The 18,961-nt window shown below is 40.3% G+C and carries 16 protein-coding genes; 1 reads left to right on the forward strand and 15 read right to left on the reverse strand.

Annotated features, from left to right (window positions below; genetic code table 11):
• The 3 genes from AC1DND_RS13295 to AC1DND_RS13305 all read right to left on the reverse strand — a co-directional run.
• On the reverse strand, positions 1 to 193 hold a 193-nt coding region (locus AC1DND_RS13295), incomplete at its 3' end, for a hypothetical protein (RefSeq protein WP_477582232.1).
• Positions 194 to 298: 105 nt separating this feature from the next.
• The gene (locus AC1DND_RS13300) at positions 299 to 1,624 is read right to left on the reverse strand and encodes an amidohydrolase (RefSeq protein ID WP_477582234.1); all 1,326 of its coding nucleotides are present in this window, start codon (positions 1,622 to 1,624) and stop codon (positions 299 to 301) included.
• A 128-nt stretch (positions 1,625 to 1,752) separates the two neighbouring features.
• Positions 1,753 to 2,601, reverse strand: coding sequence for an AraC family transcriptional regulator (locus tag AC1DND_RS13305; RefSeq protein WP_477582236.1), 849 nt, complete (start codon positions 2,599 to 2,601; stop codon positions 1,753 to 1,755).
• A 251-nt stretch (positions 2,602 to 2,852) separates the two neighbouring features.
• Here AC1DND_RS13305 and AC1DND_RS13310 point away from each other — a divergent pair, with 251 nt between their 5' ends.
• A complete protein-coding gene (locus AC1DND_RS13310) occupies positions 2,853 to 3,743 on the forward strand; it encodes a winged helix-turn-helix domain-containing protein (RefSeq protein ID WP_477582238.1) in 891 nt (296 codons plus the stop codon).
• Positions 3,744 to 3,820: 77 nt separating this feature from the next.
• On the opposite strand, the gene AC1DND_RS13315 is transcribed toward AC1DND_RS13310, so the two are convergent.
• The 12 genes from AC1DND_RS13315 to AC1DND_RS13370 form a co-directional block, all read right to left on the reverse strand.
• On the reverse strand, positions 3,821 to 4,048 hold the full coding sequence (locus AC1DND_RS13315; RefSeq protein ID WP_477582259.1) for a glycoside hydrolase family 95-like protein: 228 nt from the start codon (positions 4,046 to 4,048) through the stop codon (positions 3,821 to 3,823).
• Between the two features lie 362 nt (positions 4,049 to 4,410).
• On the reverse strand, positions 4,411 to 5,346 hold the full coding sequence (locus tag AC1DND_RS13320; RefSeq protein ID WP_477582240.1) for a thioredoxin family protein: 936 nt from the start codon (positions 5,344 to 5,346) through the stop codon (positions 4,411 to 4,413).
• A gap of 39 nt (positions 5,347 to 5,385) precedes the next feature.
• Entirely contained in the window at positions 5,386 to 6,561 is a 1,176-nt protein-coding gene (locus AC1DND_RS13325) for a TlpA family protein disulfide reductase (protein WP_477582242.1), read from the reverse strand.
• 42 nt (positions 6,562 to 6,603) lie between these two features.
• Positions 6,604 to 8,028: a PKD-like family lipoprotein gene (locus AC1DND_RS13330; RefSeq protein ID WP_477582243.1), complete on the reverse strand. Its 1,425-nt coding sequence runs from the start codon at positions 8,026 to 8,028 to the stop codon at positions 6,604 to 6,606.
• 11 nt (positions 8,029 to 8,039) lie between these two features.
• Positions 8,040 to 8,774, reverse strand: a complete 735-nt coding sequence (locus AC1DND_RS13335) for a DUF4843 domain-containing protein (RefSeq protein WP_477582245.1) — start codon at positions 8,772 to 8,774, stop codon at positions 8,040 to 8,042.
• Between the two features lie 13 nt (positions 8,775 to 8,787).
• Positions 8,788 to 10,221: a RagB/SusD family nutrient uptake outer membrane protein gene (locus AC1DND_RS13340; RefSeq protein ID WP_477582247.1), complete on the reverse strand. Its 1,434-nt coding sequence runs from the start codon at positions 10,219 to 10,221 to the stop codon at positions 8,788 to 8,790.
• A gap of 25 nt (positions 10,222 to 10,246) precedes the next feature.
• Positions 10,247 to 12,367 (reverse strand): TonB-dependent receptor domain-containing protein, encoded by a 2,121-nt coding sequence (locus AC1DND_RS13345; protein ID WP_477582249.1) that lies wholly within the window; start codon positions 12,365 to 12,367, stop codon positions 10,247 to 10,249.
• Positions 12,364 to 13,341 carry a carboxypeptidase-like regulatory domain-containing protein gene (locus AC1DND_RS13350; RefSeq protein WP_477582250.1) on the reverse strand — a complete coding sequence of 326 codons (978 nt, stop codon included), beginning with the start codon at positions 13,339 to 13,341 and terminating at the stop codon, positions 12,364 to 12,366. Before AC1DND_RS13350 ends, AC1DND_RS13345 begins: the two co-directional genes overlap by 4 nt.
• Before the next feature lie 209 nt (positions 13,342 to 13,550).
• Complete coding sequence (locus tag AC1DND_RS13355; protein ID WP_477582252.1) at positions 13,551 to 14,654, reverse strand: FecR family protein; 1,104 nt, start codon at positions 14,652 to 14,654, stop codon at positions 13,551 to 13,553.
• Positions 14,655 to 14,830: 176 nt separating this feature from the next.
• The gene (locus AC1DND_RS13360) at positions 14,831 to 15,430 is read right to left on the reverse strand and encodes an RNA polymerase sigma factor (protein WP_477582254.1); all 600 of its coding nucleotides are present in this window, start codon (positions 15,428 to 15,430) and stop codon (positions 14,831 to 14,833) included.
• Between the two features lie 233 nt (positions 15,431 to 15,663).
• A complete protein-coding gene (locus tag AC1DND_RS13365; RefSeq protein ID WP_477582255.1) occupies positions 15,664 to 17,178 on the reverse strand; it encodes a glycoside hydrolase family 32 protein in 1,515 nt (504 codons plus the stop codon).
• A gap of 261 nt (positions 17,179 to 17,439) precedes the next feature.
• Positions 17,440 to 18,961: RagB/SusD family nutrient uptake outer membrane protein (locus tag AC1DND_RS13370; protein ID WP_477582257.1), on the reverse strand; the 1,522-nt coding region annotated here is incomplete at its 5' end.

The raw sequence follows: 18,961 nt of genomic DNA on the forward strand, positions 1-18,961 counted from the left end.
ACTGTATGCCTGGGCCAATGATATAATTTCCGGTTTCAGTATCGAGGATAACGACAAGATTGTTGGCGTTTACTTCGGTGCGGTACCTTCCACCGGTTTGATCCTGTCCGTTTTTAAAACTGATGGCCGTAAACATTAAGCCTGCGCCCAAAAAACCCAATAAAAGGGATTTTGTGTCTAATGTGATTTTCATATCCTTAAAATTTATTTGTGTGTAAAATCAAGATAAGATTTTTTCACAAAAAACACAGGTCATAAGCTTATTCTATCAGAAATATTTCAATTCATTTTCATTTAATCAGAAAACCAGGTTTCCAGCATGTATCAGTGATTTAACAGGTGATACCCTTGATACCGCTTCTGCAGAGCAACTGGCATCAACAAGTACCAGATTGGCTTTATCGCCTGTGTTAGGCCATTGTCTATTTCCCTTATCATCTAGCGGAAGGATATTACCAGTAGCCAGTTTCAAGATCCTTGAAAGTTCAAATTCTGTACGATAGCCATAAATTTGAGCAGCTATATTCGCCTTTCGCAAAATGCTTCCTGTGCCAAAAGTATTCCAATGGTCAACGATACAATCATTACCAGCTACCACTTCTACGCCATACTTGTACAATGCAGGGATTGGCATTGGGTTACCAGAAAGCGGAATGGTTGAAGCTATTCCCATTTTTGCAGCGCCAAGTTTTTCAGCAATTTCTTCGGTTTTTGTTTTATCGAGATACCTCAATGCAAAAGCATGGCTCACATAGGTTTTTCCTTTCAGCACTGGGTTTTCCATTACTTTATCAATCAGGTATTCGATTGTTTTCAAACCAGATTCGCCTGGTTCGTGGAGGTGGATATCGATCCCCTTTCCATTGTCCAATGCCAGTTGCACCACAAAATCCATATGTTTTTCAATACCACCATCTATAGAAGTTGGATCAAGGCCACCAATAAAGTCTATATCCATTTTGGCTGCTTCTTTCAGCAGTTCCGCAGATTTAGTATAATAGATGCCATGCTGTGGGAAAGCCACCAGCTCTGCCTGAAAAGATTTCTTTTTATGCAATAATGCGGTTTCTAAATGCTTCAGCGAGTCTAATCCAGAGGTAGGATCGATATTTACATGCGACCTTGCATAACTTGTTCCGTAAGATTGAAGTAACTCAATTAATTTTTCACTACGTGGTATAGACGTTTTTAACAGCTCAGGGATTATCTGTTGTTCGAAAGCAATCATATCCTTTACAGATCTATTCTTCTTCAAATGCGCCTGCCACGGCAATCCATAATAGGTTTTATCCAAATGAATGTGCATATCTCTGAAAGCCGGGAGCATTAACAATCCCTTTGCATCGATTGCTTTTGTATTAGGCTTATTAGGAAGAACACGCTTCACCTTACCATCTTCAATCTCAATAATAAAAAGTTCGGTTTTCGTTTTGATTACCTCATCCTGATCATATTCGAATCCCGTTTCGAGCCTAACATTTTTTAAGGTCAAAGTTTTTCCTGAGAAAGGGTCTACATTTTCATCTGCAATGGCCTGTTCTGCTGACAATAAACAGGTGCTTGCAAGCAAAATAGATGAGCTTTTAATAAAATCTTTTCTCGAGATCGAATTTGGGTTTATCATAACAGGATTCTTTATTACAAAAATAACCTTCTGTTATGTTTATGAATAGTAGGATTTATATTAAAAATTGTATCATTTATAACTATCTATACTTATTTATCGAATTTACAGCCTATATCCTGCTCAATTCATAACTGTTCGCGAAATGCGCGTGGAGTAATTCGGGTTTGATTTTTAAAGAATTTAGAGAAATAAGCGACGTCATAAAACCCAAGATCGAAGGCAATCGCTTTAATAGGCCTTTCGGTAGTCAGTAAAATCCGTTTTGCTTCTAGGATTAAACGTTCTTGAATGAGCGCCGTGGCCGATACATGAAAATGTTTTTTACAGAGCATGTTCAGATAGTTTGCTGAAATACTTAACTGATCGGCATAAAACCCAACAAGTTTTTCCTTCTTATAATGCATATCGATCAGCGAGCGGTATTTAAACAGCATCGGTTTGGTTTGATAAACCGTTTGGTTATTGAACAATGTTTCTGCCTCTTCACTAACCATCAGCGCAATAAGCCTGATCCTGGCATTGATAATTTCCCAAAGTATGGCAGGCTTTGCGAGTTCGGATCTGATGCGCTGAAATTCGTACAGGATTTTTCCATAAGCTTCGGTACTTAAGTTTATTACCGGATAATTTTGGTATAAGATTAATGAAAAACGTAAAGAATTGGCCAGCGTTTCGAATATACCCCTACTAATCATAAGTTGATGGGCGTGGGTTTCTTCGCCGAGCTCCCATTTATGGATCTGCTCGGGAAACAATAAGTGCAACTGACTCCCGGCGACCTGGTGATCTACAAAATCGATGGTGTGCATGCCGCTACCCTCCTCAAAAAGCATAAAAAGGAAAAAATCATGTTTATGTGGTTTTTCGATATGCCTTTTTCCAATTATTTCATGATACAGCAAGTTATTTCCCGAATCTTGCTCGGGCCAGAATTCACTGATATCGAGTATAGGAAAATTTGCAATCACATCCATCGACGAAAAATACCATTTTTGTATAGAAGTTACGAAAAAAGAAGATGGAAAGTGAATGAAGGAATATTATTACGCAGGTTTTAACTGAGATGAAGGATCATGATTTAATTTTATATCCTGCTAACTTCGGCAAAATCATGATGGTTTCTTATCCTATAAAATTGATTCATCGAAATTACTTTGATATCTTTCCGTCTGAAGAACCAGGATTGCAAATAAAAATGTAAACTTTGTAAATAAAAACTCGACAAATGGATCTTATTCGAAATCTCCTCTATGGGAAGCACAAATACCTGTTCGGATTAATATTACTTTCGTTTATTTCTGTAATCTGCGTGGCTTTCAGTATGACTGGCAGTGACGACTTTGATATCTCAAGAAGAGAAGTTTTGCTCCGCCGGATCGGGCACGAACTACTCCTCCAATCGGGCGACAGTATATCGAGGGTTCTTCCCATAAAAAAGATCGCTGAAAATGAATACCAGATCACATTTGAGAATGAGCTAACTTTTCAACCCGACTCCCTGGTGAATACCACTCAGCGTTTGTTTACCAAAGATCCGCTCACAAGTGATTATGTTGTTAACGTACTAAACTGTGGCAATGCCAGTGTAGCTTATGGATATGCCATATCCAAAAACAAAAAAGATGATATTGTAACCTGCAGAGGAAGAAAACAGCCTAAGGCATGTTACATGATCAACATTAAATTCAAACCGACGGGCATAAATACAGCCAAAAATAGATATCTTCTGGCTGGCCTGCCACTTTTAGCCTTTGTTGGATTTATTTTTTTGAGCGCTGTTAAGCGGCGAAAAACTTTACCTAAAGGGGAGTACACTGGCCTATTCACTTTGGGCTCGGTATTGTTCGATGCAAAAAATCGGAAGCTCACAATACATGGAAAAACAATAGAACTAACCGGAACGGAAACCCGTGTATTGCTTATTTTCGCATTATCTCCCAATGAGACTATAGACAGAAGCCGGTTACAAAAAGAGATATGGGAAGATGAAGGTGTTATTGTGGGCCGAAGCTTGGATATGTTCATATCAAAACTTAGAAAAAAACTGGAACTCGATCCCAATATCAACATCGTTGTTATAAGGGGTAAAGGGTATAAACTTGAAATTAACGCTTAAGAAGAATCTTCCTGATGTGATATTTTAGCATTCAATTTGGCATTTTTAAACCTTATCGGGAACGACCAACTTTTTTGCTATAAAGCGGTCAATTGATAGGTTTTATTTTTACTGGTTTTAAACTTAGTCTCATAACCTCCGGTATTTTTTTTGGAGCTGGTCTTTGCTCCATTTATGCTTATTGGCAGATCTGTCTGCAAAATACATTCATTCCCATTTATTGATTTTATCGACCCTGACTGCAACTTCATGTTTTTCCAGGTAATCGCTATCTCAAATCCCCCCCTGGCCTTACGACCTTTTATTTAGATCAGATTTTTGAGCGCTGATTTCCATAAGGACACATGATATCAACTTTGATACTTAGGTATGCAAAAAAATATTTTCAGGACTAACTATAATTAATATTCTAGCCATCAAGAATCGCAATTCATTGATTCGCGGCTTGCTTGAGCTCAAAAATTAGCGTGAATTTTTAACTTGCCTCGGTAAACGGAGTACGATTTTTAAATGCAGGATTATTTTATATATGGTAAGTTGGCTGCGTTATTTCGGCATGGAGATGCTTGCTTACAGCACAACCTTATTGCTGAGGCCTATGTCAGGACACAATAAAAAAAGGGATGCAGTGTCATGAACTGCATCCCTTTTACTTAATCTTAAAGGTTTATTCGCCTTTTTTCATTTTCTCCAACGTAACCTGGTATTTCGCTTTATTTTCGGCTGCAACCAGGTCCACCGCTTTCTGCTGCATGGCAATCGCCTGGTCCTTTTTGCCCAGCTTATACAGCAGGTTGGCATAGGTGTCCAGGTAGGCAGGCTCCTTGTTTTGGGTCTCATCCACGCTGCGTTTACTCCAGCTCAGCGCCTCAGTAATACAGTTAGTATCTTTACAGTTTTCAAAAACCGCCCATGCAAAGAAATTCAACATATCAGCGCTTACTTCGGCACCGTATTTTTTCATATAACTTAGTATTGCCGGCTGAAATTTGTCCCATTTTTTTTCGGCATGAAAAACCTGAATCTTTATCAGTTCGGTGGCTTTACTGATGTCTACTGTTGGGTATTTCGCCTGTGCGGCAGCAACCAGCTGTTTCAGGGTCTCAGGAGCAGCATTTCCAGACTCGCTTTTTTTCAGTAGCGTGTAATATTGGGTTTCTGGGTTCAGTGCCATCTTCGCTTTGGCGATAAATTCATCTGCCTCTCCACCGCCTACAATACGGTGTACGAGCTTGCCCTGCGGAGAAAAGATCAGAAAGGTAGGATAGGCATTTATCTTGAACTCTTTGCTCATCGATTGGGCATCCGCATACCAACTTTTAACTTCTTCGCTATCATTTTTGGTTTGATCGAACTGTATCTTAACATTTACAAAGTTTTTGTTGAAGAATTYGCCGACCTTTTCCTGCGGAAAAATGGTACTGGCCATGTATTTGCAAGGGCCGCACCAGGTTGTAAAGCAGTCTACCAAAAGGTATTTGTTCTCTTTTTTAGCTTTATCTTTTACCTGCTGCCAGGAAAGCCCATGTTCAAAATGTGTGCCTTTAACTTGGGCCGTACCGATAAAAGGCAGCAACAGGAATATTAAAAATAATTTTTTCATACAGTTTGTTTTCTATAAGTTTCTTTGGGTGATTACATTTTAACGGGACAATTCTATCATGGTTGAAAGTTGCCTGACGGCAACCTCATTTGGCCAAAGCAATCCCAGCTCCTTGAAACGAATTTTACCATTGCCATCAATAATAAACTTTGCGGGGATTCCTGAGACGCCAAATGACGATACTGCAGGATTCTTTTTTGTAACGGAATCTTTAGTATCCATATATAATGGTAAATCCAGGTCATGGGTTAACAAATAGTTCACCGCATCAGGTTTGGGGTTTGGAACCGTTTCCCAGGTGTGTATAAACAAAAACTTTACAGTCGGGTCGTTTTTATATTTATTAACCATCATTTGCATCGCCGGCAGTGATTTTTTACAGGGTCCGCACCAGGTTGCCCAAAAATCAAGAACAATGGTCTTTCCTTTAAAGTCTGACAAGGATACTTCTTTGCCATTTATGTCTTTGACTTTAAATTCAGGTGCCTGCTCCGTTATCATTTTGGCTGCTATTTCTGCTTTATATTTGTCGTCAAACTGCTTGGTTAAAGTAGCCAGGTAAGCATTTGAATCTTTCCCCGGATGCACACTTATATAGGCCTTTTTCAGTTCATTCTTAAAATCATCATCCGCCAAGCCTAACAAAACTGCTTTTTCCAGCTCTGGAAGTGCTTCCTGGTACCTGCCAGTTTTACTCATCAAATAATAATATTGCGCAGTTAATCCTGCACTTTTTCTGGTAGCCTGCTCATAGCACTCCTTAATGGCGGCAAAAGCTTTGTTATGGTCGCCCATTTTATCTGGCACCTGACTATATAGTTGTAACAAAAATAACCGCTCTTCTTTCGCATTTTTTGGGTTATTCAATTCTTGTCCAACCAATGTTTCAGCAGCTTTCAAATCGTAGGTCATAATACCTGTCGCAACTGTTTCAACATACATGATCCTTGCGGTTTGTTCAATCTGGTTGAAATAGTGTAAGGCCTTGGCTGAGTTTTTTGCAATCACAAAGTTTTCGGCCAATTTAGCTCTGTATTGGTCAAAATTGTCGTTAGGATGGGCTTTGACCAAACGGTTAAGAATGGCTTCTTTTTTTGAAAGATCAATAAAGATCTTCAGAGAATCGAGACTTGCCTTATAAGCAGGCTGTGCCTGCTGAGTAAATGCAGACTTTCCTATAGCCAGGATTGCAATGAGCAGGACTATTTTTTTCATTATCGTATTTGTTAAATAATTAATATAATTCAATTGGGTTTTCTATAGGTTTTGTCTGGCAGGAGCAATTTGTATAATTTCACCAAAGCCGGTAAATTTCTTGGCATAAGTACCATTACTAAATTCCCCTTGGCCATTAATACTGAAATAATAAACTTCACCCGTTGCACCATTATTAACACCGATTACCAATTGTTTACTGGTGCTACGCAACATTTCAATGTCTTTAATTACGTATCCTGATGGGAAAGTGTAAATCAGACGTGCGGCATTTGCAAGCATATCGTGCAAATAAACCTTGTTGCCAACAGTGTAATAGAGTTGTTTTAAAATTGATGAGGTTGCGAAGTTAGTTGCGCTTCCTATTTCCGGACTGTTCGTCATTTTTTGGTTAACGCCAGGGAAACTGTTGTCTGAGTCGCCTGTTAACGACATCAGGTAACGACCATTATTGTCTTCCATGATGTAATACCACTCAATACCTTCCTGGGATAAGGTTGTTACGCCACGATCATAAGCAATCATTTTCTTACCTACATTTGCCATATCGAAAGGTCTCGATGGTGTTGCAGGCGATGGCTCAAGGACTCTTGACAAAATTCCCATCTGCATAAAACTCATTGTTGCATTATCGTAAAAATAGGTGGTGTTAAAATTGCCTGGAAAAACACCCGGGAATAAATCATAATTGCCTGGAATGCGTTGTGAGAGGGGTTTCAGATTTTCTGAGTTTGTTCCTGAAACGCCAACATACAAACTCCCGTCTGCAACGATATACTGCTCAAATTTTGAGGTATTCATGATAAATGCCGGTGCAGTTTTAAATGGAAGCGGTGTTGCCAAACCAGGAAGTATCGAACTTTTATCACCAAGTTCTAACCAGTCGTTCATGTTAAAACGATACACATTTTGATCAGTGAAATAATAAAAGAAACCGCCTTTTCCAAAATTGTATAAGGCCAATGGTTTTCCCGGATAGGTTTTATTGTTGGCTACTTCCATAGGGTTCTCAAAAATCACATCATCCGTACGGATCAAAGAAGCTTTGCCTTTTCCATCCTTGCTGTTGAGCACATACCAGCCATCCGGATAAACACCATTTACTGTGATGGTATAACGCTTCAGCGTGTAAATACCATTTTTATTACTTGTCACTCTGTAAATTATGGAATACGTGCCCGGACTTAAAGTTACTTTAATGCGTAAATTTTTAGTTTTGGCAATCGTTGTCGAATCAATTGTCCAGCTATAAGTAAATGAATCACCTTCGGGCATTGTTTGGGCCAATGTTGGTGTGATGATCAGCGAATCCAGTTGAGGAACCGTAAAAGCGGTTATTGCATCAGTAATCTTAATGTCGTTGATTTGCTCATATTTAAACGATTGATTGTCTTTTTTACAGGCAGCAAATGCCAACATGATTACAATAAAAACCGGGATGAGCTTTAAAAGGTATTTTAAATGCATAATATTTTAAATTAAGGGAACGATATCTGTTGACCGTTCTCATCTAACAATGGACCATTTGCAGCCTCGTAAGCGGCCAGCGCATTCCTTAAGGTAACCGGAAAGTTCAGTAAACCGTCAGAACCAATCTTGTCGTAAGAAAAATCGGTTATACCCAAAGTCTTCACCATGAACTTGTATTTTACGGCACTGAATTCCCCGAAATCAGCAAGGAGATAGATGCTCCAATAAGCAGGTTCGATATACTGACTGGTTACATCAACCTTCAGATACCTGAAGTTTTCTTCCGTAAAGATGTTAATAGCAGGTGTCTGTCCAAAAGTACCTAAAGTAAAGTCTTTAGTTTCTGTGGGCTCCAGTACAATCCTGTAAACATTATTGGCCATTCCAGTAGAATTGATCAATATCAACGGATACTTAAATGTGGATGCTCCCGGCGGAACAGTGAATTCTTTCAGCTCAAAATCTACGCCTGCAGTTGCGGTAGTTCCCTGAGCCGTTTTCAGCAGCGCCGTGCGCGGTTTATCGGATAACTTCCCGGTGATACGCATTGGTATAAATAAGGTGTCTCTTTGCTTTTGAGTCGCTTGCAGCGCAAAAGAGTAGCTTCTTACTGCAGTGGTATGCAAAAGTTCGTAAGTGTAGGCAAAGAAACTTATGCCATCCCTTCCCTGATAGGTATCGACTGCTTCTTTCTTGCAGGAAAAAAGACAGGCTACTATCAATATATATGATAAGTATTTCATAATACGAGTTTGATTAGTTTCCATAATTCGGGTTAAATTGAAGTTCAGCATCTGGAATCGGGAGTTTGTAGTCCGCTGGGGTCATGTTGATGTTGCGGAATTGCATTCTTAGTGCTTTAATACGCTTATAGTAAAAAAACAACTGGCCTTCTGCATAAAACTCTTTCTGGTATTCCTTGGTGATTGCAGCTGTAAGATCTGTAGCGCTGAGCGTTGTTGCCAGATTGGAAAGCCCCCTGTTTTGGCGCACCGTATTTAAATGCCCAACGCCTATAGCTGGTGTTTCTGCAGTTTCAGCAAGGATGTAGTACATTTCTGAAAGACGTATGCCCGGTACATACTGATCTAATAAATTATCGGTAATTGTAGTGGTAGCGGTAGAGGCTTGCCAGAACTTAGATGGGAACAAGCCTCCTCCATCCTGCTCTAAACGGTAAACGAACCTGATGTCTGTACCACCGCCCGATGAAGTTTCGTACAAAGTAGCAAAGTTAGCAGGGGTACGCGTAAGGGTTTGATCTACAGTACCTCTAAATCTGAAGTAACGCTGTACAGTTGGCAATATATCCCTAACCCTGATCATAAATACCTGCTCATTGAAATATAGGCGGTCGCGTACCACCAATCCTGAGCTAATGGCACCGGCCGCAGCCTGGGTTACGAACGTATATTTACCCGAACTGATCACTACATTTGCAGCGGCAGCAGCGCCTGATTTATCGCCGCTATATAGCTCTATTCTTGCTTCCAATGCTTTTACGCCGTAATAATTCAATTTATTCCGTCTGCTCCTCAAATCGCTGGTCACGATCGGGTCAACCGTTAGCAACAGATCTGCAGCCTCTTTCAGATCGGCTAAAGCAAATTTGACCACGTCAGCAGTTGTAGCAGGTATAATTGCGTTTTCGTTTACATCTTTTTTATAAGGGATGGCTTTTAAATTAGCACCCGCAGTATATTCAGGACCGAACATACGTAATAAATCAAAATGTATAAACGCCCTTAAAGCTAAGGCTTCACCGCGCAGCTGTGCATATGAATTATTGGTTAGTACAGAACGGTTTGTTTCTGTATTTGCAATTATTTTATTTGCTGCAGCAATTGCACTGTAACTGGAAGACCAGATGGCATTGGTGTATCCTGCTACTTCCGTTGAAGCATAGTTTAAGAGTTGTGTTTGTTGCAACGAAATACCTGCGCTGGTATTGAGTGTTGAATAATTTTGTGCCAGGGCAGAAACAAAGCCCATAGAAAGGTTATCTCCGTAAAGATTGCTACCAGCCAATTGTCCGTATACGCCTGATAAAGCCTGTTGAAAACCAACTTCTGAAGTAAACAGCTGTTCTTCCGACAGACTCGTTTTGGGCTGTACATCCAAAAATTTCTTACAACCGGAAAACATCGCACCTATTGCCAGAATTCCTATAATTAATATTGTTCTTTTCATTGGGATATGAATTTATCTTTTGAATTTAAAATCTTGCACTTAAGCCGAATGTATATTCTCTGGCAAAAGGATTATCTGTACCACGTTCAATTTCAATGGAGCTAAAGGTGCCCAGGTTGTTCGTAGTGGCACTAACACTAAGGTTCTGCAAGCCTAACTTTTTTACCAATGCGGTTTTGAACTGATAACTCAAATTAATTGAGCTGAGCTGAATGTTATTATCGCGTTGAACAAAGCGTGAAGTAAGCTTTGTTGGTGTCGGGAAGGTTGTAATTCTACGGTATGGGCTCAAACTTCCAGGTCCCGTCCAACCCAGGTCGTACGCTCTTCGGTCTACGTTGTTGCGTGCATCAACGGCCTCTACCCGGTTTAATAATGTACTGTTATACAGATCAGCACCGTAATTATAATTGAAGCTAAAATTTAAGGCAAAACCTGCATATAGGAAGTTTGAATTGATGGCACCTGTCCACTTGGCGCGGGTATCGCCAACATAGGTCTTATCATTAACGTCCCACACAAATGTTGGGGTACCATCTGCTTTCAGGTAAACTTCCTGGCCAGTAACCGGATCAATGCCTAGCGACCTTACCGCATAAATAGCCGTGGTCGACTGCCCCTCAATGAACTGTGCATTTTCGGAAGTCTGATTGGCGTTATTCGTATTTAATGCAGCGTTAAAGGCTTTAAGTTTACCAGAAAGTTCTTTCAATACAGATTTGTTAGTGGCGGCGTTTACAGAAACATTCCACTTTAAGCCTTTGCGAGGTTCAGATAGTATGGTATAACCCAGGTCGAATTGCAATCCCCTATTTTGAATTTTACCTAAATTTTCGGTATACGAAGGGAAACCGGTACTAGGTGCCAGCGAAACTGTAGTCAGCGCATTTTGAGTTACTTCATTATAAAATTCTGCATTAAAAGTCAAACGGTTATCCAGAAATGATGAAGCAATACCAATGTTTGACTTCAGTACTTGTTGCCAGCTCAGGTTGGGATTGCCAAGTGCGCCGGGAAAAGCCCCTACTTCGCCGAAATAACCAGTTGATGTACCTAAATTGTACCTGAACTGTGCGGCGTAAGGATCTTGTACAGATGTACCTGTAGAACCATAGCTGCCACGAATCCTCAGCAAGTTGATTGTTTTGCTATCTTTAAGAAATTTCTCATTATTGATGTTCCATCCTAAACCTGCAGACCAGAAATTGCCAAATTTATTATTCTCTCCATAAGCAGAAGAGCCATCTCTAGTATAAGTAAAATCGGTAAAATACCGGTTATCATAAGAGTAATTTGCACTCCCTGTATAGGAAAGATTGTTTATTGTACTTTCAGTTCCGGTAGGCCTGCTGTTTAAATACTGCGCAGCAAACAAGATGTTGTCCAGACGATCGAAAGGGAAACCCTGCGTAGATACATTATATGAATTTAAGCTTGTGCTGGCAAGCCTGAATCCTGCATATACAGTAATGCCGTGCTTTCCAAAATTCTGATTGTRGTTCACAGAACCTGTTCCGTCCATCGTAAAGGCCTCACTGTTGTCTTTCGAATAGGTACCTCGCGCACTTAAATCTGCAATACCATTGAAACGGCTGTCTAATGCGGAATAGAAATTATCTATTGTTCCGTTTACTTTTGTGATTCCCAGTGCACCATTAAACCATAATGATTTACTAAAGTCGTAACGTACAGTGGTATTGTTTCTTAAATTAAAATTCTTATTTCTGTTGTTAATGGTATTATAATTAATATCCATCAATGGGTTTAAGACCACAGAACTTCCTACACCGAAGCCCAAATCGATGTTTTCCAGGTACTTGTTTACATTACCGTTTTCATCGTAAGGTTTCCAGTATGGATTCAGATCCAGGTACTGACTAAATTCCCCATAAGGCGAATCATTAGAAATGACCTGAGTTGCAATTGTATTGTTTTGGAACGTTAATTTATTGGTTTTATAACTCAGTGTAAAACTTCCCGAATAATTTTTCCTGTCCTGCTCCTTCATTACTCCCTGTAAAAAATTCCCACTAAAAGTAAGGTTGAAAGTTAAAGACTGGTCGCCCCCACGTAATGACAGGTTGGTTCTGTTGTTGATTCCTGTTTGAACGGGAATAGATTTCCAGTCTGTATTAACACCGCTCACCACTGCTTTATATCGTTCGGCATTAATGGCTTGCCCTCTATAACTGTCATATCCAGGTCTACGATTGCCTGTAAAGAAACCTGAAATCCATCAAGAATGAATAATGGTGTATTTGGGTTTCCAACAAGCTCCGAACCCAGGGTTGGATAAGACGTTTGCCCACGCATGGTCACTTCCGGAAGCGCGTTGATATTCCCGCCTATCTTGTTGTTGGGAATCATTCTGAAAGATGGATCAAGGGCAGCAATGCCGGCAAAAATATTTACCGGACTCACCGCCTTAAGCTCGGCAGCAGTTATGGTTTTGGCAGCCCCGGTATAGGTACTTACCTTCCGGTCAACCATCCCTGTAATCACCGTCTCATTTAGCGTAACCTGATTCTCCTCCATGTAAATGGTATAATTCGAATTAGGTGAGATGGGCACATCAACGGTTTTATAACCTACAAATCTGAACTCCAAGGAGGTTGCACCTGCTGAAATACTGATGGTAAATTTTCCATTCTTATCCGTCTGAACGGCAGACTTTGTTCCCTTAATCGATACTGTAACGCCCGGGATGGGCTTGCGTTCTTTGGCATCGCCTACAAAACCGGAAATAACCTCCTGCCTGGCCAGTTCACTTGCTTTGATGACCACAGTCTTGTTATGGATAACAAAATCAAGGTTTTGCGCTGCAAAAATCTGGGTAAGTACAGCAGACAATTCTGCATCTTTAACATTGATGGTCACTGGCGACGAATTTTCCAACAAATTGTCCGTATAAAAAAAATTGTAACCTGTCTGTTGGTTAAGCGCTTTGAAGACAGATCGGAGTGAAGCATTCGACTTGGTTAAAGTCACTTTTTGGGCAAAGCTCGACCCACTCACCTGCAAAAAGCACGCTATTATAATTACGATGGTTAAGCGCATAGTTAGCAATAATTTAAGGTACAGCCGTTTAGGCATACCAAATTTCCTTGAATTTTGATACATTAGTAGTCGGTTTGGTTAAGCAGCCTCTTTTGCGTTGGACCGTACGGAGGACTGCGGTTATTAGTTTGATTTTTAATTGAATGTTCCAAACTTTTGCCAGGTCCTGATGGCTAATCGGGGCCTGGTTTCGTTTAACATGTCTTGAGTTAGTGTAATCTTTTTTTCATTTGTTGGTTTAAGGTTAGTATTCTATTAATAGTTTAGTTTGTTTATTTTGATACATAGACTGTTCGCCCTTTTAAATCGAAACGAGCTTCCCCTGTTGATTCTACGATTTCAAGTACTTTTGACAGTTTATCAAATCTTGAAACTTTGCCGCTGAAACGCTGGGTGGTTTTTTCACCGATGTAAACAACCTCCAAATTATACCAGCGACTGATCATTTTCATGATTGTTTCGATGTTTTCACTTTCGATTACAAATTCATTATTTTTCCAGGCAACAGCCAGATCGGTATCCGTTTCAATAATCTTTATTTTGCCAGCGGATAGCCTTGCTTGTTGCCCTGGTCTTAGCAATTTGTAGTTACCCGATGCTGAGAGCTTCACGCTTCCTTCCAGTAAGGTGGTTTTTTCCACTTCATCATCGGCATAACTGCTGATGTTGAAATGAGTTCCCAATACTTCTACTTCCTGCCGATTTGTTTTTACAATAAATGGGTGTTGCTTATCCTTCGCTACTTCAAAATATCCTTCACCGCTGAGGTTAACTATCCGTTTTCCATTTTCAATGAGGGAGGTGGTATAGGTGAGGCTGGAAGCGGCATTTAAATATACTAGCGATCCGTCAGGCAACCGTACCTGATAGGTTTCTCCACGGGCGGTAGACAGGGTATTGGAAGCATTTGGATCCGAAACCTTTTCACTAACCTGGTACACCAGTTTGCCGTCGCCTGATTTAGTGATGACTATTCCTGATTCCCTTCCTATTTCACCTTTAGACGCATTTGCTAAGCTGACCTTCCTGCCATTTGCCAGGGTAAGTGTAGCACCATAGCCCCCTGACTTGATATCATATAAAGTAACTTTGGGAACAGTGGCAACCTTTTCCGGTTGGTTATTGAAAAAATAAACACCCAGGTACACTACAGCTAAAACAGCAGCAATTTGTAACCAGAGTTTAAGTATTTTATTTTTACCTTCAGGTACGGCTTGTGCTGATTCATGAATCTGAACGAACAGATCCCGGTCTACCTTAGCCAGTACCCCAGCAATGGCAGGATCAGTTTCATAACGTTCGTCCTCAATTTCTAAAGCGCCGATAATGAGATCTTTCAACACTTCCTGATCTTCATCAAGTTGAAAATAACTCATCAGCCGCTGTGTTTCTTCAAGACTACAGCTATTATTAAGGTATTTTTTGAAGAGAATATGGAGTTGATCGGATGGCTTCAAGGTTCAATTTTTACAGCTAATACGGAGCTAAGCAAAAATATCCTTAGTCAGTTAATAAAAAATTAACAATTAATTTCCAAAAATAACGATCAGGATCAAAAGCCTTTGAATAAAATACCTAAAACTATGGAAATGGTAAGTGTAGGAGAATCTCTAAAATACGTTTTAAGAAACCTATTGGCTTGCAGCATATGGCTACTGATGGTTTTGGCACTAATGCCCATAATCTCCTCTACTTCTTTATAAGATTTACCCTCTAATTTGCAGAGTGTAAATACCATTTTACGCTGAGGGGGCATAAGGTTTATAGCGTTCTGCAATTTTTGAGCATCTTCTTTACTCAGCATATCTTCTTCAACATGAAGATAAAGCTCTGAACTTGAAGCAACTATTTTAGTCAGTAAACGTTTGTCTTTTGCCACTTTCCGAAAATAATCATGCACCAGGTTCTCCGCTATGCGAAAGAGGTAAGATTTAAAAGACTTTTCGGGATCAATCTGTGTCCGCACTTCCCATATTTTAAAAAAAAGCTCCTGCAGCATTTCTTTTACCAGGTCGTCAGATTTGAGAAGTTTGAATAAATTTCCGGCGATCCGGAATTTATAGTTATTGTATAGTATTTCAAATGCACGCTCATCACCGTTTTTCAATTGAAGCAATAAAGACTTTTCATCCGTGTGATTAATGTTGATCATTCGTCCGACAAATATACATTAACTTAAAAATACAAGGTAATAATAATTTCGGGGAAACGCCATTGGCCTATATTTCAATGAATACTTACAGGATATTTATTTGCCAGGGTTTTGGTGATTAAAGTTTTATTATAAGAGGTTGTATCATAAAGGCGATTTCACTTCAAATGCTGTCATGTTGCCCTTCGACAGGTTCAGGATGACAAATCTATATTTAAGATACAACCCTTATACTATTTTGATTGCTTCTGGTTAATCTTTGACAGAGAAAGACTGGTTAACTTACTAACGGCTTTACTTTGAATCTTGATTGTTTCAATAGAACTACTTGGAAAGAAGATATCTGTCATCACAGTTAATCCGTTATCGGCAAAAAGTTCTATGGATGCTACATCCAGGATCAAGCTAATATGGATTTCCTTATTGGCCAGTAACCTGGGCGCACGATGTTTTTTGGCAAATCCTTTTTCAAATAATGTTTCGCCAGATAGTGTCCGGTCGATAAAGTAACTGTTGTTCTTTTTGTCATAGCCTATAATCAGCTTTTGTCCGTTAACGTTCGATAATATAATATTAAAGTCGTTGGTATTTTCAAGGCTAAGATCGAGTTTGAACTTTCCATCCAGAGGCTTGGCATATGCAGAAAGATCAATCTCCTTATCAATAGTAACAGGTCCTTTCTTATAAACAGGCTTTAATGATGGCGAAATTTCCTTTACAGGTAACGAACGAAGATAATACGCTCCATCAACACTTGCGAGCGATAGTTCTCTCGGAAGTGTCATAGCACCACGCCATGCCTTGGTAGGCACCTGGTTGGCATACTGCCAGTTATTCATCCAGCCAAGAAATATCTTCCTGTCGCCGGTGTTAGACCAGGTAACCCCTGCATAATTATCGGTTCCATAATCCACCCATTTCTCTTTTGTAGAATTTGGCACAAATTTATTCCCATCAAAGTTTCCTGTAAAGTACTGGGTTGCAGAACCTCCGTTAGGGCCTCCGGGATTGATGCTAACTAAAAGCACCCATACCGTTTTACCATTGCTTTTGAGTGGGAATAGATCAGGGCATTCCCAAACCCCACCATGGGCGCCCAGGTTGGCACCAAAATCACTTTCGCGTTTCCAGGCTTTAAGATCTGGAGAGGAATAGAAAGTGATTCTGTCCTTTGTTGCTAAAGTCATGATCCATTTTTTGCCTTGTTCATACCACATTACCTTGGGATCCCTGAAATCGCTTATCCCAGGGTTTGGAAGCACAGGATTGCCCTTATATTTAGTCCACGTTTTGCCTTCATCATTACTATAAGCAATACTCTGGTATTGGTGCAGACCGGTCTTAGCCTCTTCAATTTTTTGGTTATGGTGCGTAAATATTGCAACCATAGCATTCGTACCAAATCCTGCAGTATTGTCTTTATCAATTACAATACTTCCGGAAAAAATAGTCCCCAGGCTATCTGGATAAAGTGCTATGGGCTTTTCCTCCCAGTTAACGAAATCTTGAGTTGTGGCATGTCCCCAGTGCATAGGTCCCCAGGTTGTACCTCCGGGATGATACTGAAAGAAAAGATGGTAAACGCCATTATAATACACCATTCCGTTAGGATCATTCATCCAATGTGCCTTTGGTGAGAAATGGAAAGCTGGCCTGTATTTTTCGCCTCCTGTAGATTGGGCATTTGCGCCAATAGAAAGTAGACTGCAAAGTAAAAAGATCGCCGTTCTTATGAATTTGTTTTTCATGATTTATTATTTAATTTTTAGCAAATGAAGCTGTATCAAAAAAGCATTTTCTTGTTTGATTAACAAAATAATATTTAGGAAAGTCGTCATGCTCAGCTTGACTGGGCATCGTAATGCGCTTAATATTTATTTTTCTACGCTTTAAGATTAGCTTCGCTGAGCACTTCGTGGTTCCCACCTGCGTGGGAACCACGAAAATCCCAAATTTAATTCTTTAACAATTCTTAAATTTATCTTTTTGATACAGCCTCTTTTAAAATACTACCATCCATTATTTTGTTTATATACCCCGCTACTAAAGTTAATCTGATTTAATGGAATCGGGAAATATTCATCCCTTCCTGCCGTAAACCTGGCATCTGCGAGGTGGGCAACCCTTGATTTTTCGACCGTAAAATAAGCGTTCATAGTTTGCGCAGCAATCCCCCATCTCACCAAATCAAAAAAGTGATAACCTTCTGTAGCGAACTCAAGTCTTCTCTCAAATCTTAGGGCCTGCCTTGCAAAATCCTGCGTCCAGGTACAATTTACCCCAGGTTGATAAAGCTGAACGTTATAATTTGAAGTTGGGTTTCCCGCGGCATTTTTCAATAGATTACGACTTAGGTTTGCACGGTTTCTAACCTGATTGATCAGCGGAACAGCTTCCAATGGCCGCCCCAGCTCTATCAGCGCTTCTGCTTTCCAAAGCAGCACATCTGAGTAGCGGATGATCTGCCAGTTTTTCGAACTTCCGATAAATGGTGGAACTTTCTGAAAAGAAGCGWCATCTGGAAGTACTGCTTCTTTCATACTGGCAAATGCATCGTAAATAGCTGGTGCTCTTGACCACGAGCGCTGGAATACAAAAGTTGGCTTATATTTAAAAGGCGCACCTGGTTTGGCCACGGTATGATCAAGTCGTGGATCGAATGAACTGCTCTGAAAGTCGAGAGAAGCCGCCGCATCTGTATTGTTGTAGGTGGAAAAAAGAGGCAATCCGTCGGTTCCTGTTTTAAAAGCATTGATCAGGTCATGGCTGGGCACATTAAAACCGCAGCATCCATACTCCTGGTTCATCGGATAGTTAAGCGCATGCCCGTAATCCAGCCTCCCCTTTGGCGTACCATCATCTTTTGAATACTGGATAGCAAAAACAGATTCCGGGCCGTTATCAGAAGCAGATAAAAAGTTGCTGGCGTAATCCGTGCTCAGGCCGAATTTGCCCGATGCGATGACCTCATCACATAATGTATTTATTTCATTTAATTTAGCAGCATCAATACCGCTTACCGCGTTATTTTCGCTTTGGGTATATGCCTGGTACAACAGCACTTTGGCCAGATATGCTTTCGCAGTATTTTTGTTTACCCTGCCCTTATCGTTCTGATCTGTCGGCAGCGCTGTAACGGCCGCTCTGAAATCATCTGCAATCTTCGTCCAAAGCGCATCATTACTCAAGGCCTTGTTGGAAATGGACGGATAGTCGGCCTTTGCCATATTCTCATCGATAAAGGGAACATATTTGAAAAGAATCTTTAACAGAAAATAAAAATGTCCTCTCAAAAAGCGAAGTTCTCCCTGGCGTTGAACCTTGTTTGGATAATCAGTGGCAGACATGGCATTAACTCTTCTCAACGCATCATTAGCTCGACCGACACCGACATACAGCCTGAACCAAAGCTGGTCGATGAGTGCATTATCAGGTCTGTTAAGGGAAAATGTCTCAAACAAATGGAACTCTGACAGATCTCCGGGCCCATCCCCTCCTTTATAGGTGTCTCCTCCACGAACGCTTCCATAC

Source organism: Pedobacter sp. 01N416, from assembly GCF_056399685.1.

What these genes read in the sequence shown, in the direction of transcription:
- AC1DND_RS13300 (WP_477582234.1), bottom strand. Translation starts at nt 1,624, where the DNA reads ATGATAAACCCAAATTCGATCTCGAGAAAAGATTTTATTAAAAGCTCA.
- AC1DND_RS13305 (WP_477582236.1), bottom strand. Translation starts at nt 2,601, where the DNA reads ATGGATGTGATTGCAAATTTTCCTATACTCGATATCAGTGAATTCTGG.
- AC1DND_RS13310 (WP_477582238.1), top strand. Translation starts at nt 2,853, where the DNA reads ATGGATCTTATTCGAAATCTCCTCTATGGGAAGCACAAATACCTGTTC.
- AC1DND_RS13325 (WP_477582242.1), bottom strand. Translation starts at nt 6,561, where the DNA reads ATGAAAAAAATAGTCCTGCTCATTGCAATCCTGGCTATAGGAAAGTCT.
- AC1DND_RS13330 (WP_477582243.1), bottom strand. Translation starts at nt 8,028, where the DNA reads ATGCATTTAAAATACCTTTTAAAGCTCATCCCGGTTTTTATTGTAATC.
- AC1DND_RS13335 (WP_477582245.1), bottom strand. Translation starts at nt 8,774, where the DNA reads ATGAAATACTTATCATATATATTGATAGTAGCCTGTCTTTTTTCCTGC.
- AC1DND_RS13340 (WP_477582247.1), bottom strand. Translation starts at nt 10,221, where the DNA reads ATGAAAAGAACAATATTAATTATAGGAATTCTGGCAATAGGTGCGATG.
- AC1DND_RS13350 (WP_477582250.1), bottom strand. Translation starts at nt 13,341, where the DNA reads ATGTATCAAAATTCAAGGAAATTTGGTATGCCTAAACGGCTGTACCTT.
- AC1DND_RS13355 (WP_477582252.1), bottom strand. Translation starts at nt 14,654, where the DNA reads ATGAGTTATTTTCAACTTGATGAAGATCAGGAAGTGTTGAAAGATCTC.
- AC1DND_RS13360 (WP_477582254.1), bottom strand. Translation starts at nt 15,430, where the DNA reads ATGATCAACATTAATCACACGGATGAAAAGTCTTTATTGCTTCAATTG.
- AC1DND_RS13365 (WP_477582255.1), bottom strand. Translation starts at nt 17,178, where the DNA reads ATGAAAAACAAATTCATAAGAACGGCGATCTTTTTACTTTGCAGTCTA.